This is a genomic window from Streptomyces sp. NPDC086835 (genome assembly GCF_044745705.1).
GTDB lineage: Bacteria > Actinomycetota > Actinomycetes > Streptomycetales > Streptomycetaceae > Streptomyces.
The window spans coordinates 208,634-226,461 of record NZ_JBIVAU010000009.1 but is presented as its reverse complement, the minus strand read 5'-3'; the positions used below and the strand labels follow the sequence as shown (position 1 = coordinate 226,461).

At 72.1% G+C, this 17,828-nt stretch carries 17 protein-coding genes; 5 read left to right on the top strand and 12 right to left on the bottom strand.

Annotated elements, in window-relative coordinates; translation table 11 throughout:
• Positions 1-146: 146 nt before the first annotated feature.
• Together ACIPJI_RS27085 and ACIPJI_RS27080 are read right to left on the bottom strand one after the other, a co-directional pair.
• Entirely contained in the window at positions 147-1,064 is a 918-nt protein-coding gene (locus ACIPJI_RS27085; protein ID WP_307705104.1) for a sirohydrochlorin chelatase, read from the bottom strand.
• A gap of 72 nt (positions 1,065-1,136) precedes the next feature.
• On the bottom strand, positions 1,137-2,147 hold the full coding sequence (locus ACIPJI_RS27080; protein ID WP_356620386.1) for a BadF/BadG/BcrA/BcrD ATPase family protein: 1,011 nt from the start codon (positions 2,145-2,147) through the stop codon (positions 1,137-1,139).
• 345 nt (positions 2,148-2,492) lie between these two features.
• Here ACIPJI_RS27080 and ACIPJI_RS27075 point away from each other — a divergent pair, with 345 nt between their 5' ends.
• Entirely contained in the window at positions 2,493-3,170 is a 678-nt protein-coding gene (locus tag ACIPJI_RS27075) for a uracil-DNA glycosylase (protein WP_307705102.1), read from the top strand.
• A 368-nt stretch (positions 3,171-3,538) separates the two neighbouring features.
• Here the strand turns inward: ACIPJI_RS27075 and ACIPJI_RS27070 are convergent, their stop codons facing one another.
• The gene (locus ACIPJI_RS27070; RefSeq protein WP_307705101.1) at positions 3,539-4,624 is read right to left on the bottom strand and encodes a sialidase family protein; all 1,086 of its coding nucleotides are present in this window, start codon (positions 4,622-4,624) and stop codon (positions 3,539-3,541) included.
• A gap of 318 nt (positions 4,625-4,942) precedes the next feature.
• Positions 4,943-6,022 (bottom strand): NADH:flavin oxidoreductase/NADH oxidase, encoded by a 1,080-nt coding sequence (locus ACIPJI_RS27065; RefSeq protein ID WP_402249389.1) that lies wholly within the window; start codon positions 6,020-6,022, stop codon positions 4,943-4,945.
• A gap of 203 nt (positions 6,023-6,225) precedes the next feature.
• Here ACIPJI_RS27065 and ACIPJI_RS27060 point away from each other — a divergent pair, with 203 nt between their 5' ends.
• Complete coding sequence (locus tag ACIPJI_RS27060) at positions 6,226-6,576, top strand: helix-turn-helix transcriptional regulator (protein ID WP_307705099.1); 351 nt, start codon at positions 6,226-6,228, stop codon at positions 6,574-6,576.
• A 75-nt stretch (positions 6,577-6,651) separates the two neighbouring features.
• Here ACIPJI_RS27060 and ACIPJI_RS27055 read toward each other — a convergent pair whose 3' ends face one another.
• Both ACIPJI_RS27055 and ACIPJI_RS27050 read right to left on the bottom strand, forming a co-directional pair.
• Positions 6,652-8,019: an FAD-dependent oxidoreductase gene (locus ACIPJI_RS27055; protein WP_307705098.1), complete on the bottom strand. Its 1,368-nt coding sequence runs from the start codon at positions 8,017-8,019 to the stop codon at positions 6,652-6,654.
• 254 nt (positions 8,020-8,273) lie between these two features.
• Positions 8,274-8,939 carry a DUF305 domain-containing protein gene (locus ACIPJI_RS27050; protein WP_402249386.1) on the bottom strand — a complete coding sequence of 222 codons (666 nt, stop codon included), beginning with the start codon at positions 8,937-8,939 and terminating at the stop codon, positions 8,274-8,276.
• A 182-nt stretch (positions 8,940-9,121) separates the two neighbouring features.
• On the opposite strand from ACIPJI_RS27050, the gene ACIPJI_RS27045 reads away from it, so the two are divergent.
• On the top strand, positions 9,122-10,633 hold the full coding sequence (locus ACIPJI_RS27045; protein WP_356620391.1) for a hypothetical protein: 1,512 nt from the start codon (positions 9,122-9,124) through the stop codon (positions 10,631-10,633).
• Here ACIPJI_RS27045 and ACIPJI_RS27040 read toward each other — a convergent pair.
• The 5 genes from ACIPJI_RS27040 to ACIPJI_RS27020 all read right to left on the bottom strand — a co-directional run bounded on the left by ACIPJI_RS27040 (position 10,609) and on the right by ACIPJI_RS27020 (position 14,500).
• Positions 10,609-11,262 (bottom strand): helix-turn-helix domain-containing protein, encoded by a 654-nt coding sequence (locus ACIPJI_RS27040; RefSeq protein ID WP_356620392.1) that lies wholly within the window; start codon positions 11,260-11,262, stop codon positions 10,609-10,611. The two genes, ACIPJI_RS27045 and ACIPJI_RS27040, sit on opposite strands and share 25 nt — an antisense overlap.
• 152 nt (positions 11,263-11,414) lie before the next feature.
• Positions 11,415-12,125, bottom strand: coding sequence for an HAD family hydrolase (locus tag ACIPJI_RS27035; protein WP_356620393.1), 711 nt, complete (start codon positions 12,123-12,125; stop codon positions 11,415-11,417).
• 19 nt (positions 12,126-12,144) lie between these two features.
• A complete protein-coding gene (locus ACIPJI_RS27030; RefSeq protein ID WP_356620394.1) occupies positions 12,145-12,876 on the bottom strand; it encodes a phosphatase PAP2 family protein in 732 nt (243 codons plus the stop codon).
• Between the two features lie 32 nt (positions 12,877-12,908).
• A complete protein-coding gene (locus ACIPJI_RS27025; RefSeq protein WP_402249383.1) occupies positions 12,909-13,844 on the bottom strand; it encodes a M56 family metallopeptidase in 936 nt (311 codons plus the stop codon).
• Positions 13,845-13,957: 113 nt separating this feature from the next.
• Positions 13,958-14,500 (bottom strand): DUF5134 domain-containing protein, encoded by a 543-nt coding sequence (locus tag ACIPJI_RS27020; RefSeq protein WP_402249381.1) that lies wholly within the window; start codon positions 14,498-14,500, stop codon positions 13,958-13,960.
• A 217-nt stretch (positions 14,501-14,717) separates the two neighbouring features.
• On the opposite strand from ACIPJI_RS27020, the gene ACIPJI_RS27015 reads away from it, so the two are divergent.
• Complete coding sequence (locus ACIPJI_RS27015; protein WP_402249380.1) at positions 14,718-15,269, top strand: GNAT family N-acetyltransferase; 552 nt, start codon at positions 14,718-14,720, stop codon at positions 15,267-15,269.
• A 66-nt stretch (positions 15,270-15,335) separates the two neighbouring features.
• Here ACIPJI_RS27015 and ACIPJI_RS27010 read toward each other — a convergent pair whose 3' ends face one another.
• Positions 15,336-15,986, bottom strand: a complete 651-nt coding sequence (locus tag ACIPJI_RS27010) for a glycerophosphodiester phosphodiesterase family protein (RefSeq protein ID WP_307710268.1) — start codon at positions 15,984-15,986, stop codon at positions 15,336-15,338.
• A gap of 420 nt (positions 15,987-16,406) precedes the next feature.
• On the opposite strand from ACIPJI_RS27010, the gene ACIPJI_RS27005 reads away from it, so the two are divergent.
• Positions 16,407-17,804 (top strand): DUF6421 family protein, encoded by a 1,398-nt coding sequence (locus ACIPJI_RS27005; protein WP_356620398.1) that lies wholly within the window; start codon positions 16,407-16,409, stop codon positions 17,802-17,804.
• The last annotated feature ends 24 nt before the right edge of the window (positions 17,805-17,828 follow it).

Sequence of the window (17,828 nt, the reverse complement as noted above, 5' to 3'; positions counted from 1 at the left end):
ATCAAGGGCTCGTGAGCCGCGTGCAGGTCGGCGGGGCACGCCACGCCCGTCGCAGCGCACAGGGCCCGTGCCGGGCGACCTGAGTCGCCCGGCACGGGCCCTGTGGCGTGATGCTCCTCGTCGGCCGCGACCGCCGCCCGGTGGCGTCAGTGGGGCGGCGTCCCGGGCTGCGGCGCGATGCCCAGCGCGGTCGTGTACTGCGACAGCACCAGCTTGCCGATCGCCGGGTACGCGCCGAGCGCCTCCGCGGCCGGGCAGCCCGCGTCCTTAGCGGCGGCGTCGAGAAGCCCCTCTGGCAGCTCCGGACCGACCAGGTACGGGGCGAGGGCAAGCTGCACCGACCCGGAGCCACGCAGCTGCTCCGCGATCGCGGCGACAGAGCCCTCCTCGTCGAGCGCGGCGGCCATCACCGGCACGGCCAGGCGCGCGGCGAGCAGCATGCCGGTGATCCCCGCGGCCTGCACCGCTTCCTCGCCGCCCACGGTGGCCAGGATGATGCCGTCGGCGGCGGTGGCCACCGTGAACAGCCGGGCGCGGTCGGCGCGTGCCAGCCCGGCCTCGGAGAGGCGTACGTGCACGGCCTCCGCCAGCAGCGGGTGCGGTCCGAGGACGTCGGTCAGCTCCGCGGCGGCGCGGCTGTCCATGACGGCCTGGCGGACGCGGCGCATCAGCGCGTTGTCCGGGCCCGCCAGCAGCGGCACCACGACCGCGGCGGGTCCCTCGGGCTCCGCCACCTCACGGCCGGCGGCCTTGGCGATCTCGTAGCGCTCGGTACGCCGGGCGGCGGTGTGCGCGAGCACGTTCTGCAGCGTGGGGTACTCGGCGTCGTCACCGTCGAGGTAGCCGACGGCGACGTCGAGGCCGGGCAGCTCGGACCGGGCGATGCTTATGACCTCTTCGGCCAGGCTGCGCGTGGTGGGCGACGGGGCGCCGGGCACAGCGAGCACAAGGGCGGGCGCGCCCTCGGGGGCCGCCACGGGCTCCGGGCGACGGTGTCGCCCGGACTGGCGGGGTCGCGGCATTCGTACAGGCAGGCCGGGTGCAGGCCCAGTGGAGGAGCTCATGGCGCCGCATGCTACTGGTTTTGCCTGAGCGGCTGTTCGGGGAGGGGGCGGACGAGCGTCATCTGTCCCGGTTTATCCGGTGGGGTCCTCGTGACCGTCCCGCAACCCCGTCCCACCTGGGACGTAGAGCATGGTCGGATGCGCCGGCAGCCGCAGCTCACCGGCCGCGAGGAACGCCGCGAGGCGCAGCGCCCCGAAGAGCGGGTCGCCGTCGGCCGGCACCTGACGGGCGTGCGGCAGCTGCCCGGCCAGTTCGGCGCGCAGCGGGCCGAGCAGCGGCTCCCCGAGCTTCAGCAGCCCGCCGGTCAGGGCGACCTCGCAACCCTCCGGCACCTCGTCCGCCGGAGGGCAGACGGCGGCGGCGGCCTCCGCGATGTGCCCCGCGGCCCGCTCGAGGATTCCGGCGGCCACCGGGTCGTGTCCGGCGCACCGGCCGACCTCCGGTGCGAAGGAGGCGAGCACGGCGGGACGGTCCGTGCGGGGGTAGAGCATCCCCGGCAGCTCCGCGGCCGGGCCGAGCGTCGACTCCATCCGCTCCAGGAGCGCGGCCGAGCCGCCCCGCCGGCCGTCGTGGGCACGCAGCGCCGCCTCGAGTCCCGCCCTTCCGATCCAGGCGCCGCTGCCGCAGTCGCCCAGCAGATGACCCCAGCCGTCGGCACGGCGCCAGGAGGTCAGATCGGTGCCGAGGGCGATCATCCCGGTGCCGGCGGCGACCACGGCCCCGGGCCTGCCCCCTAGCGCGCCCGCGTACGCGGTGACCGCGTCGGCGGCCAGACCCAGCCGCCGTACGCCGAGCTCGCTGTCCAGCGCGGCGGGCAGTTCGGCCCGCAGCCGGCCTCCGAGTGTCGCCATCCCCGCCGCGCCGATCACCACGGCGGACAGCCGGCCGGCCCCGGCCTGCTCCATGAGCCCCCGCACCATGGGGACCAACTGCTCCCGCATGTGCCCGGCGTCGATTCCCGCGTCGCCGGTGCGCACCGGCTCGCCGGAGAAGGCGGTCCGCGCCTGCTCCGGCTGCGCGGCCTCCGCGAGCGCCGCGCGCAGTCCGGAGCCGCCCGAGTCCACACCCAGCACCCAGCTCACGGCAGCCGCCGGCTGACAGGACGGGCGTCTTGACGCAGCATCAGCTCGTTCACGCGACTCCAGGACGAAGAGGACCGGTAACGACGGCGGCAGCCTATCCGCAGGCGGGGCATGTGGGGACGTGGCGGCGGGGGTCGGGGCCGTCGCGGTGCGGGCGTGGGATCAGGGGTGGAGGGCGCGGCCCCTCAGCGCCCAGGCGGCCGCGCCCGCGGTCGGCTGCGGGAACACGGTCGCGGGCGGGACCGGGAACACGCTCGCGGTCGGCTGCGGGCGTTGACGTGTCCGCCGCACTCGCGCTCCACAACCGGTCGGAGGGCACTCTGTGGGCCGGTAGAGTGACGGGCCGTGGCAGCACGACCGTTGAGTGAACTTGTGGAGCCCGGATGGGCCGAGGCGCTGCGCCCCGTGGCAGGGCGCATCGCGACGATGGGTGACTTCCTGCGTGCGGAGATCGCGGCGGGCCGGACCTATCTGCCGGCAGGGCAGCACGTTCTGCGCGCCTTTCAGCAGCCCTTCGACGAGGTGCGGGTGCTGATAGTGGGACAGGACCCGTACCCCACACCGGGAATGGCGATCGGACACAGCTTCGCGGTCGCCCCCGAGGTCCGGTCGCTGCCGGGAAGCCTGGAGAACATCTTCCGGGAACTGCACACGGACCTCGGCGTGGACCGCCCGTCGAACGGTGACCTGACTCCCTGGACCCGTCAGGGCGTGCTGCTGCTCAACAGGGCGCTGACCACGGCCCCTCGCAAGCCCGGGGCCCATCGCGGCAAGGGCTGGGAGGAAGTGACCGAGCAGGCCATCAGGGCGCTCGCCGCCCGGGGCAAGCCGCTGGTGTCGGTGCTGTGGGGGCGTGACGCCCGCAATGCCCGCCCCCTGCTGGGCGACCTGCCGGCCATCGAGTCCGCGCACCCCTCGCCCATGTCGGCGGACCGGGGCTTCTTCGGCTCGCGGCCCTTCAGCCGCACCAACGAACTCCTGCTCCGCCAGGGGGCCGAGCCGGTCGACTGGCGGCTCCCGTAAAGACGCGCTTCGCGGCCGCCGGCTCCCGCCGCGTCGCGTTGAATCACTCCTCGTGAAGCGCTCGCCGGCATCCTGGTGCACGGCCAGGACATCGCCCTGGCCTGGGCCGGGAGCGCACGATGCCGGTGTCCGCCGCGGCCGACCGGGTATGGACCTGCTTTCCCGCCCCGGCCTGGCCGCTCCCCACGGTTTGGCTCGTCGCCACCGACACCCACTGGGCCCGCGGCGCGGGGGACGAGGCCCGTGCGCCCGTCTCGGTTCTGCTGATGCTCCTCACCGGTCGTGCGCGGCACCTCCTCCCTCCGGCGCGTCCCGGCGAACGAGAAGCCTCGAGGCGGCCGTGAGCCTCCGGCGTCACTTCATCGGTGTCAATTCATGACGGCCGCCCGCACGCACAGCACGTCCGGCAGATGTGAGGCGAGCAGCTGCCAGCTGTCGCCGTCGTCCGCGCTCGCGTACACCTCGCCGTTGCGGTTACCGAAGTAGACGCCCGCCGGGTCGGCGTCGTCCGTGCACAGGGCGTCCCGGAGCACCGTGCCGAAGTGGTCACCCTCGGGCAGGCCGGCCGACAGCGCCTCCCAGGTCTCGCCCGCGTCACGGGTGCGGTAGACCCGGCAGCGGCGCTCGGCGGGGACGCGGTCCGCGTCGGCGGTGATCGGGAACACGTACGCGGTGTTCGCGCGGTGCGGATGGGCCGCCATGGCGAAGCCGAAGTCGGACGGCAGCCCCGCGCCGATGTCGGTCCACTTCGCCCCGGCGTCGTCGCTGCGGAACACGCCCCAGTGGTTCTGCAGATACAGGCGGTCGGGGTCGACGGCGTCCTGCGCGATCTTGTGGACGCACTGGCCGAACTCCGGGTTCGGGTCGGGCAGGAAGACGGCCGACACGCCCTGGTTCGACGGGGCCCAGCTCTCCCCGCCGTCACGGGAGCGGAACACCCCGGCCGTGGACACGGCGACCGTCACGGCCAGCGGGTCCCTCGGGTCGGTGATCACGGTGTGGACGGCCTCGCCGCCGCCACCGGGCACCCACTGCGAACGCGTCGGGTGCTCCCACAGCGGCCGGACCAGCTCGAAGCTGTCGCCGCCGTTCTCCGAGCGGAAGAGCGCCGCGGGCTCGGTGCCCGCGTAGACCACGTCCGGGTCGGCGTCGGAGGCGGGGTGCAGCTGCCAGACACGCTCCAGCGACGCACCCGTGTCCTGGGGGAACTTGACCGCCGGCTTCTCCGGCTCGGTCCAGGTCTTTCCCAGGTCGTCCGAGTGGAACACCGAGGGGCCCCAGTGGGCGCTGTCGCCGCCGACCAGGAGCCGTGGGACGGCCCGGCGGGTGTCGATGCCGATCGAGTACACGGCCTGCGCGTTGAAGTGCGGGCCACTGAACTCCCAGGTGCCGCCGCTCCTGCGGCCGATGAAGAGTCCTTTGCGTGTGCCCACGGTGAGAAGAACATCGGTCATGACCCGCTACCTCCAGGACGCCTTTGTCTCGGTTGTGGGCCAGTCTGCACCCGACCACCGACAGTGACCCGCAGGACGCTCTCGGCGCAGGTGGGCGCCCGTCATCAGGCCGGCCCGGCAATGCAAGTGCTGACCGCCGGTCGGCCTGGAACTCATCGGTGGAACGGGAACACGAGCGCATCCGCCGTGCCCGCGCCGCGCCTCCGGGGAGGAATTCGGCGCGGGCCCGTGCTGCCGCAGCCCGCCGTCCGCGCGGAGTCGTCCGCCGACCGCGTCCGCGTCGTGGACCGCCCACCGCTCAGGCCGGGGACCCCCCGCTCAGACCGAGCGGTGGTACTGCTGCGGCACGTGCACATCGCCGCCGAGTTCGCGTGCCGCGTGGCGGGCCCAGGAGGGGTTGCGGAGCAGCTCGCGGCCGAGCAGCACCGCGTCGGCCTCGCCGTTCGCGAGGATCTTCTCCGCCTGCTCCGCGTCGGTGATCAGGCCGACCGCCGCCACCGGCAGGTCGGTCTCCGCCTTGACCCGGGCAGCGAACGGAACCTGGTAGCCGGGGCCGGTGGGGATCCGCACGCCGGCGGCGTTGCCGCCGCTGGAGACGTCCAAGAGGTCCACGCCGTGCTCCGTGAGCAGAGAGGCGAAGCGGACCGTGTCGTCCGGCGTCCAGCCTCCTTCCTCCAGCCAGTCCGTGGCGGAGATCCGGAAGAACAGCGGCAGCTCCTCGGGCCAGACGGCGCGTACCGCGTCCACGACCTCCAGCGCGAAGCGCACCCGGTTGTCGAAGGATCCCCCGTACTCGTCGGTGCGGTGGTTGCTGTGCGGCGACAGGAATTCGCCGATCAGGTAGCCGTGCGCGCCGTGGATCTCGGCGACCTTGAACCCCGCGGCCAGGGCGCGGCGGGCGGCGTCGGCGAACTGCTCGACGATCTCGGCGATCTGCGCGCCGGTCAGCTCTTCCGGCACGGGATGCCCCTCGGCGAACGGGATCGCGCTCGGCGCCAGGGGCTGCCAGCCGTGCTGCTCCGGGCCGACCGGCGAGCCGCCGTTCCACGGCCGGTCGGTCGACGCCTTGCGTCCGGCGTGGGCGATCTGGATGCCCGGCACCGTGCCCTGGCTCTCGAGGAACGCTGTGATCCGGCGGAAGGCCGCGACCTGGGTGTCGTTCCAGATGCCGAGGTCGGCGGGGCTGATGCGCCCCTCGGGGCTCACGGCGGTCGCCTCGACGAGGATGAGCCCCGTGCCACCGGCCGCACGGGCGGCGTAGTGGGCGAAGTGCCAGTCGCCGGCGACACCCGCGTTCGGGCCGAAGATCTCGGCGCTGTACTGGCACATCGGCGCCATCCAGGCGCGGTTGGGGATGGTCAGTGACCGCAGGGTGAAGGGCTCGAACAACGCGCTCACGGCGGGCTCCGTTCGGGAGAGGGACCGGTGTACTCCTCGTACGATAGACACCGTAGTACGATGGAAGTCAAACTACGAGAGATATCGAACTACAAGAGTCGCCGAGTTACCGAACGCGGGCCGGGCCCGGAGGGGAACCGCGAGAGGCGTCGAACTACGAAGGGCCTCGTACCATGGACCTCCCCGGACGAAGCGGAGCCGTCGTGACCACCGTGACCAGCCCCCGAGTGCTCGCCCACCCCGGCCGCGACGAGATCCGGCTGGAGAACGTGCTCCATGCCCTCGCCGACCCGATGCGACTGCGTGTCGTGCGTGAACTCGCGGCCGGCGAGGCCGATCTGACCTGTTCCGACATCGAGCTGCCGGTCACCAAGTCGACGACCACCCACCACTTCCGCGTGCTGCGCGAGAACGGTGTGATCCGCCAGACCTACCAGGGCACGGCGAAGATGAACGGTCTGCGGCGGGACGACCTCGAAGCGCTGTTCCCCGGCCTGCTCGACCGGGTGCTCGACGCGGCGGAGGCCCAGGAACGCCGCCTCGCCGATGCCTGACGCGACTCTCGAGGGGCCCCCGGCGACCCCGTGCCCTGGCACCGTCGAACGCCCCGGACGCCCACGTGACGGTCGTCAGCGCCCGCCCTCGCCGGAGCCGCCGGGCCCCCGTGCCGCCCCCAGCAGCCCCGCCCAGTCCGGGATCTTGACGGGCGGCCTGCCCAGAGAGCGTCCCAGCGCTGCTTCCGCCTCCTCGATCGCCAGCCACCCGCGCCACCGCACCGGCTGTTGCCCCAGGGCCCGGAGTTCGGCTTCCGGATCCGCGGCGACCGGCCGCCCCACCAGGGCCGCCGCGTCCTCGAGCAGGGAGTTGACGGTCTCCTTCGCGCACGGACGGTTGGTGCCGATCACGCCGTTCGGTCCGCGCTTGATCCATCCCGCCACGTACTCGCCGGGCGAGAAGCGACCGTCCCGCAGCACCCGTCCCGCGGCGTTCGGCACCACTCCTCGATCGGCGTCGAACGGCAGCCCCTCCGTCGGCACGCCCCGGTAGCCCACCGCGCGCAGCACCAGCTGCGCCTCGATGTCCTGGTACGCGCCGGTGCCGCGCACGCCGCCCGTGCCGTCCGGCTCGGTCCGCTCGAAGCGGACACCGCCCACCCGTCCGTCACGTTCCAGCAGTTCCACCGGCCGCAGGAAGAACCGCACATGGATGCGGCGCGGCCGGCCCTGCGGCGGCCTGGCGGCCCACTCCCGTACGACGGTGAGGTTGCGCCGCACGATCGCGGGCACGGCGGCCGGATCGGCGTACGCCGTCTCCAGGGCGAGATCCGCGGGGTCCACCAGGACGTCCGCCGTGGGCAGCGCGCCCAGCTCCCGCAGCTCCTTGGTGGTGAACTTGGCGCCCGACGGGCCGCGCCTGCCCACCATGTGCACATCGCGCACCTGGCTGGCCGCAAGCGCCGCCAGTGCCCGCTCCGGGACGTCCGTCCCGCGCAGCTCGTCCGCGCCCCGCGCGAGGATGCGCGCCACGTCCACCGCCACATTGCCCACACCGATGACGACCGCCGCCCGCGCCCCGAGGGCGAAGGCGTCCGGGGCCGCGTCGGGGTGGGCGCTGTACCAGGAGACGAAGTCGGTGGCCGAGTGGCTGCCGGGCAGGTCCTCGCCGGGGATGCCGAGCTTGCGGTCCTTGGCCGCGCCCACGCAGTACACGACCGCGTGGTAGAGCCCCAGCAGCTCCGCCGGACCGAGGCCCGCCCTGCCGACCTCGACGTTCCCCAGGAAATCGATCCGGTCGTCCTCGAGGACCGCTCGCAGGCTGTTCTGCAGCGACTTGATCTTTTCGTGGTCGGGAGCCACTCCGTAGCGCACGAGTCCGTAGGGGCAGGGGAGGCGGTCCAGGATGTGCACCCGGACATCGGGCACAGCGGTCTGGCCGACGAGGGCCTGCGCGGCGTAGACCCCGCTGGGACCCGATCCGACGACGGCGACGCGAAGCACGTGGCGCTCCTTCCCGCAGGGGGATCTCCAGCATCGCACCGGAGCGCGTCGCTGGGGAGCCTTGCGCCCGCGCGTCCTTCCCGGCGCGCCCCGAGGGCGGCCCGCGCGCGTCCCGGCGCGGCGCTGGTCCATCCGGCGCGGTCCGCCCCGGCGCAGCCCTCGTCCCCTCCCAGGTGGCCCGTCGGCCCCGGGCAACGCGCCCGCCCCAGGGCGGCCCTGTCCGCCCCGGCGCAGCCCCCTCCGTCCCGCCCGCGTCACATGTCGCGCATGCGGCCGATCTCGGCCGTCTGCTGCGCGATCACGTCGTTGGCCATCTCCTCGACCTGGACGTTGTTGCCGTCGGACAGCACATCGGCGGCCATCGTCACGGCCCCCTGATGGTGGGTGATCATGAGCTTCAGGAAGAGCTCGTCGAAGGCGCTGCCGTCGGACTCGCGCAGCTGCTTCAGCTGGGCCTGCGTGGCCATGCCGGGCATCGCGCCGTGGTCGTGCCCGTGCGCGCCGTCCTTCTTGGGGCCGCCGTTGTTCGCGAGCCAGCCGCGCATCGAGTCGATCTCGGGCTTCTGGGCGGCGGCTATTCGCTCGGCGAGTCTTTTCACCTGCGTCGATTCGGCCCGTTGCGGAGCGAGCGCGGTCATCTGCAGCGCCTGCTCATGATGTTCGATCATCATCTGCGCATAGCCGAAGTCGGCGGAGTTGGGGCTGTCGTCCGGCAGTTCGGCGGCGGCCTCCTCCGCGGAGAGCGTCCTCGCCGGCTCTCCGGGCTTCCCCGGCGCCACCACCGAGGGTCTGTCATCGCCCGCCGCCCTTTTCGGGCCGTCGGACTCCGACTCGCATGCGCCCAGGGCCAGTACGGCCACGGCGACCGCCACGGCCGCGGCCGATCTGCGCGGACGCGCGGTACGGGGGCGGTTCAACACAGGTGACCTCCTGGGGAACTCGGGCCTCTTCGGACGGCCGCCTTCACTTACTGCGCACGTGTCGCCGGTCAGAAACCTTGATGACGTCCGTGTTGCCATCTGTTGAGATGTGCATGCTAGGGAAGATACTGCCGGGGTCCGTGAACCGTTCAACCACGAACGGATACCAGGGGAGGACTGTAGTGATCCTGTTGCACACCACCCGAGTGCGACGCAGACGACTGGGTGTCGCCGCGGCGGCCGCCGGACTGCTCGCCACCATGCTGGCGGCGGGGCCGGCGGCGGCGATTCCTGATCCGGGAGACGCCACCGCTCGCGAGAGCATCTCCGCGAGCGAGTCGGCGGAGACCAGGTCGGCGATCCGCGACGGGGAGATACCCGGCGTGGACGAGGTCGTCCACAGCGACAACATCGAGCACGTGACGAACATCCCCAAGGATGCGATCACCGGCACCAATTCGGACCTGGCCTTCCAGGGCAGGTACGCGTTCGCCGGCAACTACGACGGCTTCGTCATCTACGACATCAGCAACCCGGAGCGCCCGAAGACCGTTTCGCAGGTCCTGTGTCCGGGATCGCAGAACGACATCACCGTCTCCGGTGACCTGCTGTTCCTGTCCACCGACTCCTCGCGGAGCGACAACTCCTGCAACAGCACGTCCCAGCCGGCGACCGAGAAGTCGTCCTGGGAGGGCATGAAGATCTTCGACATCAGCGACAAGAGGAACCCGAAGTACGTCGCCGCGGTCGAGACGGCGTGCGGTTCCCACACCCACACGCTGGTGCCCGAGCGCAGGAACGTCTACGTGTACGTCTCCTCGTACTCGCCGAACGCCGCGTTCCCCGACTGCCAGCCGCCGCACGACGGGATCTCCGTCATCAAGGTGCCGCGCAAGGCCCCGGAGAAGTCGGCGATCGTGAACTTCCCGGTGCTCTTCCCGGGTGAGGGACCCGACGGCGGCGGCAACCCGGGCGCGCCCACCAACCCGGGCGTCTCCAAGACCACGGGCTGCCACGACATCACCGTGCTGCCCTCCAAGGACCTGGCCGCCGGCGCCTGCATGGGTGACGGCATCCTGTTCGACATCGAGGACCCGGAGCACCCGAGGGTCATCGACCGGGTCCAGGACAACGTCAACTTCGCTTTCTGGCACTCGGCCAGCTTCAACCAGAAGGCGAACAAGGTCGTCTTCACCGACGAGCTCGGCGGCGGCAGCGCCGCCACCTGCAACGCCGAGATCGGCCCGAACCGCGGCGCGGACGGCATCTACGACATCGTGGGCAAGGGCGACAAGCGCAAGCTGGTCTTCCGCAGCTACTTCAAGATCCCGCGCCACCAGGCCGCGACCGAGAACTGTGTGGCCCACAACGGCTCGCTGATCCCGGTCAAGGGCCGCGACATCATGGTCCAGGCCTGGTACCAGGGCGGCGTCTCCGTGTGGGACTTCACCGACTCCTCGAAGCCGAAGGAGATCGCCTACTTCGAGCGCGGTCCGCTGACCACCGACAGGCTCTCCGTGGCCGGTTCCTGGTCCGCGTACTACTACAACGGCTACATCTACTCCAACGACATGGCCAAGGGCTTCGACGTCCTGAAGATCAGCGACCGGCGCACCGACGCCGGCGCGAAGGTGCGGATGCACGAGCTCAACGTGCAGACGCAGCCGGACTACTTCGACGACTTCGACGACTGATCCGGGATGTGACCCGGTGCTCCGCCGGGCGGGAGACCGCCCGGGGGAGCACCCAGCTCCCAGTCCAGCCCGTACCGCTGGAACAGCTCCGCGCGCAGCCGCGCGCGGGGCATCGGTACGCCGGGCAGCAGCAGGGCGAAGACCGCCCCCATCAACAGCCCGCGCAGCAGCGGGTAGTCCGTGTCGACGTCCCGTGATCCGTAGCGCTCCACCGTGTCCCGGAGGAGTCCGGCGAGCCGCTGCTGCTCCGAGCACTGCACGAAGCCGTCGGCCTGCAGGAGTCCCGCCATGTGCGTGCGCATCAGCACGGGATGGTCGGTCGCGAGACCGAGGATCGCGTCGATGGCCCTGGCCAGCCGCTCGCGGCCGTCTTCGGTGCGCGGTTCCCTCTCCAGCGCCGCCTCGAGCGTGAGGTGCATCAGCCGGTGCACGGCGGACTGCAGCAGCTGCCGTTTGCCCGGGAAGTAGTACGAGACGAGGCCCCGGGCGGAACCGGCCCGGTCGGCGATGTCGCCGAGGGTCGTGGCCTCGTAACCGCGCTCGTCGACCAGCTCCACCGTCGCCTGCAGAAGCCGCTGGCGAGAACGTCGACGAAGCTCTTCATTGACCGATGCGCTTCGCGGGGACATGCTTGGCTCCTGCGTTGACTGGCTCACAGCCAATATACTCAGCGCGTCCCGTCGTCCGGCCCTCGGGGGCCGGGGCCGGCGGGTGGTGCTGCCCGAACCGGGCGACGCGGGGGATCGTCCGGTTCGGGTGGCTTTGTCCTGCTTCCAGTCTCCTACGGCGCGGGGCGCCCGTCGACGAGCCCGAGCACCGGAAGCAGCCCCACGGGCCGTTCGTCCACCGGCAGGTGGTCCACGAAGTGGACGGCGCAGCCCAGATACGCGGCCCCGCCGTCGGCGCGGCGGTCGTCGCCCACCATCAGCACCTCCCGCGGATCGCTCCCGAATCCCTCGCACGCCGTACGGAACAGCCGGGCATCGGGTTTCTGCACGCCGTGCTCGAACGACAGGGTGTACGTGTCGACCAGCGGCGCGAGGCCGTGGGCCCGGAAGACCGGGCGCAGGTCCCAGCCGATGTTGCTGACCACGCCGACGCCGATGTCCCGCTCGCGCAGGCCGCGCAGCACCTCCGCGGCGTCCGGGTAGGGGCTCCAGGCCCCCGGCGTCATATGGCGGTCGTAGAGGGCGTCGTACAGGGCCTCGTCCGGCAGGGGCACCTCGCGCGCCAGGCCCGTGTACGCCGCCCGGTGCCGGTCCATGTCCGTGTCCCGCGCCGCCCACAGCTCGGCCAGGTGGCCGGGGATCCGTTCCGGGTGGGCACCGCCCGGCAGGGCGCCGGCCGCCTCCAACCGCCGGGCGTACCGGTCGAGTTCGTCCCCGGGCAGGGAGGCCCCGTGGTCCCGCAGCACCGTGCGGAGCCAGCTGCGGGCCGACTCGATACGGAAGAGCGTCCCGGAGAAGTCGAAGAGAACAGTCCTGATCGTCATGGACCGGATCCTCGGCCGCTCAGTGACCGCGGGACAAGGCCACCCGACCGTAGGAGGCCACGGCGAGAGCGACGACGCACGCCCCGAGGAGCCAGCCGCCGACCACGTCGGAGGGCCAGTGCACCCCCAGATAGAGCCGGGTGAAGCCGACGCCGACGACGGAGACGGCCGCGACGGCGACGCACGACATCCAGGCGCCTGTGGCCATGCCCCGCCGCCTGAAGAGCCAGAGCAGCAGCCCGCAGGTGACCACGGCGGTCATCGCGTGCCCGGACGGAAACGCCGCGTAGTGCGCCGAGTCGACCGGGTCGGGCCACAGGGGCCGCTCCCGCCCGACGAGGGCCTTCATGCCCTGCTGGAGGCCCGTCCCGAGGGCGCTGGCGAGCGCCACCCACACCGCGAGGAGGCGTTCACCGCGCAGCCACAGCCACAGCACCGCCGCGGCGGCGAGCAGCCGCATGGTCCACGGGTCCCACACCCAGTCGGTCAGCACGCGGTTGACCTGCGTGAACGTCGGCTCTTGGACCGCGGAGGTGTGCAGCGTGTCCACCACCGCCCGGTCGAAGGAGATCAGCGGTGACCAGGTGACGGCGACCGCGACCAGCAGCAGGGCGCTCAGCGCGGCGGTCACCACGCAGGTACGCACGCACAGGGCGCTCGCTCTGGTCGCCCGTTCCGGCCGCTCGGCGCGGAGGGAGGTGTCCTTGGCGCGGTGGGGGGCAGCGGGGTTCGTGGAGCGGGGGGAAGACATGAACAAATCCTGTCTTCTTCGTGGCCGTACGGCTATCCCAGCGCGCGCAGTGCCGGTACGAAGGCCACGAGCAGCGGAACCACCGGGACCAGAGCGGCGGCCGCCGTCAGCCGTAGCCGGCGGGCCGGAGTGAGCCGGGGCACCGGGGTCAGCAGCCTGTTCACGCGCTGCGGCAGCTGCGCCCCCGGTGTGGGGCACGGACCGAACACGCCGCGTTCCTCGTTCAGTTCGACCAGGGCCAGCGCGATCGTCAGCCGGCCGAACCGCCGGGAGGCGACGTCGTCGGCCGCCAGCTCGACCAGCCGGTGCATCTCGTCACGGAACGCCGCGAACACCGGGATCTGCGGAAAACCGCCCGCCAGCGCGGCCGAGCAGTGCAGCAGCCAGTCGTGCCTGGCCCGTGCGTGGCTCTGCTCGTGCGCCAGCACCGCGTCGAGCTGGCGGCCCTTCAGCCGCCGCAGCGCCGCGGTGGTGATGACCAGCTGGGGCGCGGCGCCAGGCAGCCACCACGCGTCCGGCCGCTCGGCCTCCAGGACGACCAAGGGCTCACTGCCGGGGACCTCGTCCGGCATCAGCGGGGAGCGCACGAGCAGCTCGGCGCGCTGCCGCTTGCGCCGGGCATGCGCCCGGTGGATCTCCCGCGCCAGCATGGCCCCGGTCCACACGCCGCCGCAGGCCAGGATCACGGCGAGGGCGGCGGACCATGTCTCGTTCGCCCCGAGCGCGTACGCCTCGACGACACCGTGCGGCGCGGAGGCGAAGACGTGGCCGCGCACCAGCTGCCAGGCGGTGGCAGCGCTGAACGTCATGGAGAGGGCGAACGACAGCAGCACGGCGGCGACCACGCACTGCCACACCCACAGGGCGACGACGGGCTCGCGCTCCGGCCAGTCGGCACGCGACACGAGGCGCGGGGCGACGACGGCGGCCAGTGCGCCGAGCAGCAGCAGCGCGAGCGAGACCATCATGAGGGCAGCCTATGAGCGCGGGGCTACTTGCGGGTATGCCCGTGCGCGTCAAGTGACGCACGCCACGGCGCGGATGCGGCGGCGCTGCGCGGCCGCCGCTCGCACGGCGCCTGTCACAGGGCCAGCAGCATCACCAGCATGGCCGTCGCCATCGAGACCCTGCACGCCGGCACCAACTCGGGCCGTGAACCGGCCGGATCCGCCACCGGGACCGTGCCGCCGCCCACTGAGGCGAACGATACGAGCCGGGGCCCGGAGCGCAGCACGTATCCGGCGAAGTAGAGGAGCAGGACGCCGGTGAGGAGCGGGACGCCGCCGGCCCTGTGCGCACCGTGAGCGCCCGTGCCTGCCATCGCGGCCGCCATGTAGACCATCGCCAGGCAGCCGACTGCATGGTGGAGATGTCGCCCGCCGGGCCGCACGGCATGCACCGCCGCCGCGCCGAACACGACCGCGTACACCACCCACTGCCAGCTCGGCAGAGTGAACACGGTGGCGGGCACGGCCATCACCGCCATGCCGAGTCCCATCAGCGCCTCGCCGCCCGCCGCCTTTCTGTCCGGTCCTCGGCAACTGCGCATCCGGATCAGGCAGTACAAACCCGTCGCGGAGCACAGCACCATGAGCAGCCAGCCGGACATCGCGGGTCCGTGCACGACGTACCTCCCCCTTCGGCCGGCCTCGGCGGCGGTCGAGGAGTCGATGCCCACCTCCCGTCCCCGTACGCGAGCGCACGGGGGTACTGGGGGAGTACACGGAGGTGCGAGAGGAGCGCGGCGAGCGCACGAGAGCTCACGGCGGACCGGCTCGGGGCGTGTGCGCGGCCCGGGTTACCCTCGTGCGGATCGCACCCCGTTGGAACGGAGCCACTCCATGGACACCGCCCCGCCCAGGGACTCGGCCGAGCTCACCTACCGCGACGCGGCCGAGGGCGACGTGCCGGCTCTCGTCGCGCTGATCGAATCGGCGTACCGCGGGGAAGCGAGCCGCGCGGGCTGGACCTCGGAGGCCGACATCCTCGGCGGGCAGCGCACCGATCCGCAGGGGGTGCGCGAGGTCATCACCGCCCCCGGCAGCCGTCTGATGATCGTCGAACGGGACGGGGAGCCGGTCGCCTGCTGCCAGCTCGAGCACCGTGGCGAGGCCGCCTACTTCGGCATGTTCGCGGTCCGCCCCGACCTTCAGGGCGCCGGTCTGGGCCGCAGGATCATCGCGGAGGCGGAGCGCAGCGTGCGCGAGACCTGGGGCGTGGCGGAGATGCACATGACGGTGATCTCGGTACGGGAGGACCTGATCGCCTGGTACGAGCGCCGCGGCTACCGCCGTACGGGCCGGATGACCCCCTTCCCGTACGGCGACGAGCGGTTCGGGATTCCGCGGCGTGACGACCTCGCCTTCGAGCTGCTGGTGAAGGCCCTCGTCTGAGCGACCGGGCCCGGGCGCGCCCGCCGGTTCCGTGGCGGTGCCGGCGAGCGCGGGAGCGGGCGGTGGTCAGGCCGTGAACCGGCCGGTGCGCCGGATCTCGGGGAAGTCCGTGGTCGCGCCGTCGAGCTCGAGGGCGCGCACCAGCCGCAGATGCTCCTGTGTGTTGACCACCCAGCCGATCACCCGCAGCCCCTCGGCGTGCGCCGTCTCGACGGTCTCCAGCGTCAGCCTGCGGATGTTCAGCGCCAGGGCGTGGGCGCCGACGGCCTTCGCCCGGTCCGTGACGTCGGCGCCCCAGCGGCTGGCGATCAGCACCGTGCGCACCCCGGGCACCAGCGCGGAGATCTCGGCGATCGCGTCGTCGTGGAACGAGGAGACCTCGACCCGGGGCACCAGATCGCGCTTGCGCATCACCTCGGCCAGCGCACGCGCCGCGGCGACGTCCTTGATCTCCGCCTGGAGCGGGCACCGCACGGCGTCGAGAACCTCCTCGAACACCGGCACCCGCTGGCCGCCGCCCGCGTCGAGCTGACGCAGCTCGGCGAGCGTCATCGCGGCGATGGAGCCGCTCCCGTCGGTCGTGCGGTCCACGTCGGCGTCGTGCATGACGGCGAGCGCGCCGTCCTTGCTCAGATGCAGATCGAGTTCGATGGCGTCCATGCCGGCCTGCTCGGCGCGGACGAAGGAACGCAGGGTGTTCTCCGGCTCGACGCCCATGACCCCGCGATGACCGATGGTGAGGAAAGTCAAGATTCTCTCGCTTCCGTCGACGGCGGCTCCCGCGGGACGCAGCCCGGCGCCCGGCGGTATCGAGGCAGCCTAACGGCCCCTCCCGGAGACGGAACCGCTCGCGCGCGGGGTGTCCGGAAGCCGCACACCGACGGCGTCAGCGGCGTGCGGACCGCAGGGCCCAGGTCCCCTTCACCCGGGCGTGGGCGAGTCCTCCAGGAGCTTGACGCGGACGGGCCCTCCCGGCCCCGGTCGGGCACCGATGCGGTCGCCACGAGCGCCCGCCACCGCAAAAACTGCGGCGATCATGGGGGTCGCACAGGATAATTTCCCTCACCCGCACTTGTGGGGGAGAACCGCACATGGATACGGTGTCTTGACGCGAGGTTCTCCTGTGGAGGAAGTGACATGACGGAAATTCTTGTGCAGGACGTGGCTGCAGGGGGCATATCCCACGCCGACCCGGTGGTCGGCCATCCGAGCTGGACGTTGCTCAAGAATGCCGTCGAAGAGATCCGCCCCTGGCAGTCCAAGGACGGCTCGATCGACTTCGACGCTGACGAAGCGCCCTCCCGCACGGACGCGGAGGCCGCCGTGGAGCGTGTGATCGGCGCGGTGGAGGACCTTTCCCCGCTGCTGCCGCACGACGCGGCATACCACCGTGCCCTCGTCGCCGATCTGCGCAAGTGGGCCGACGCGGGCTTCGCGGTGCCGGACTTCCTGGACTCGCTGCTCGCCTTCCAGCCGGCCGCCTCCCGCGAGGACGGACTGCGGCACCTGGTCGTCTTCCCGATGTACACGCAGAACGGCAACCCCGATCGCAACCTCGAGGCGGTCGTGCTGAAGATGGTGTGGCCCGAGTGGCTCGCCGAGCTCGAGCGCACCCGCTACGACAATCCGCTCTTCTGCGGCATCACGTTCGAGGACTTCACCGCCGGTTACGACACGAACTCCGCGGTGCTCTTCCCCGAGACCATCGCCGTGCGCGAGGCGCCCGAGCGCTTCACCTGGGGCGGCATCTTCTGCGACCGCGAGGCCGCCCGCTTCCGCGCCGTCACGGAGGAGGCCGTGCGGGTGCTCGGTCTCGAGCTGCCCGACGACATCCGGGAGATGGTCGCCGACCAGAAGCGGTGCGAGCAGGCCTTCGTGCTCTGGGACATGGTCCACGACCGCACCCACAGCCACGGCGACCTGCCCTTCGACCCGTTCATGATCAAGCAGCGCCAGCCGTTCTGGATGTACGGCCTGGAGGAGCTGCGCTGCGACCTCACCGCCTTCAAGGAGGCCGTGAAGCTGGAGGCCGAGGGCAACCCGCACGGCCGTGACGTGCAGTACGCGGTGCTCTTCGACCGCATGTTCCGCTTCCCCGTGACCGGCGACCGGGTGCGCAACTACGACGGCCTCGGCGGCCAGCTGCTCTTCGCCTACCTGCACAAGCACGACGTCGTCCGCTGGACCGACAACACCCTGAAGATCGACTGGGAGCGTGCCCCGCAGGTCACCAACCAGCTCTGCGGCGAGATCGAGAAGCTCTACCGCGAGGGAATCGACCGGCCGAAGCTGGTCCACTGGTTCGCCGCGTACGACTTGGTCTCCACCTACCTCGCCCCGCACCCCGGGTCGCGCTGGGCCAAGGGCCCCGACGCTCTCGACCTGACGCTGCCGCCTCGTAAGCTCGTGGATGACGTGCTTCCGGACGAGTTTCCGCTGAGCATGTTCTATGAGGCGCTCTCCAAGAAGCTGAAGAACGTGATCGCCTCCACCAAGGGGATCACCGCCGCTTCCGCTCCGGGGGCTGCCGCGTGAGCTCTCGAACCGAGGAGGCGACCA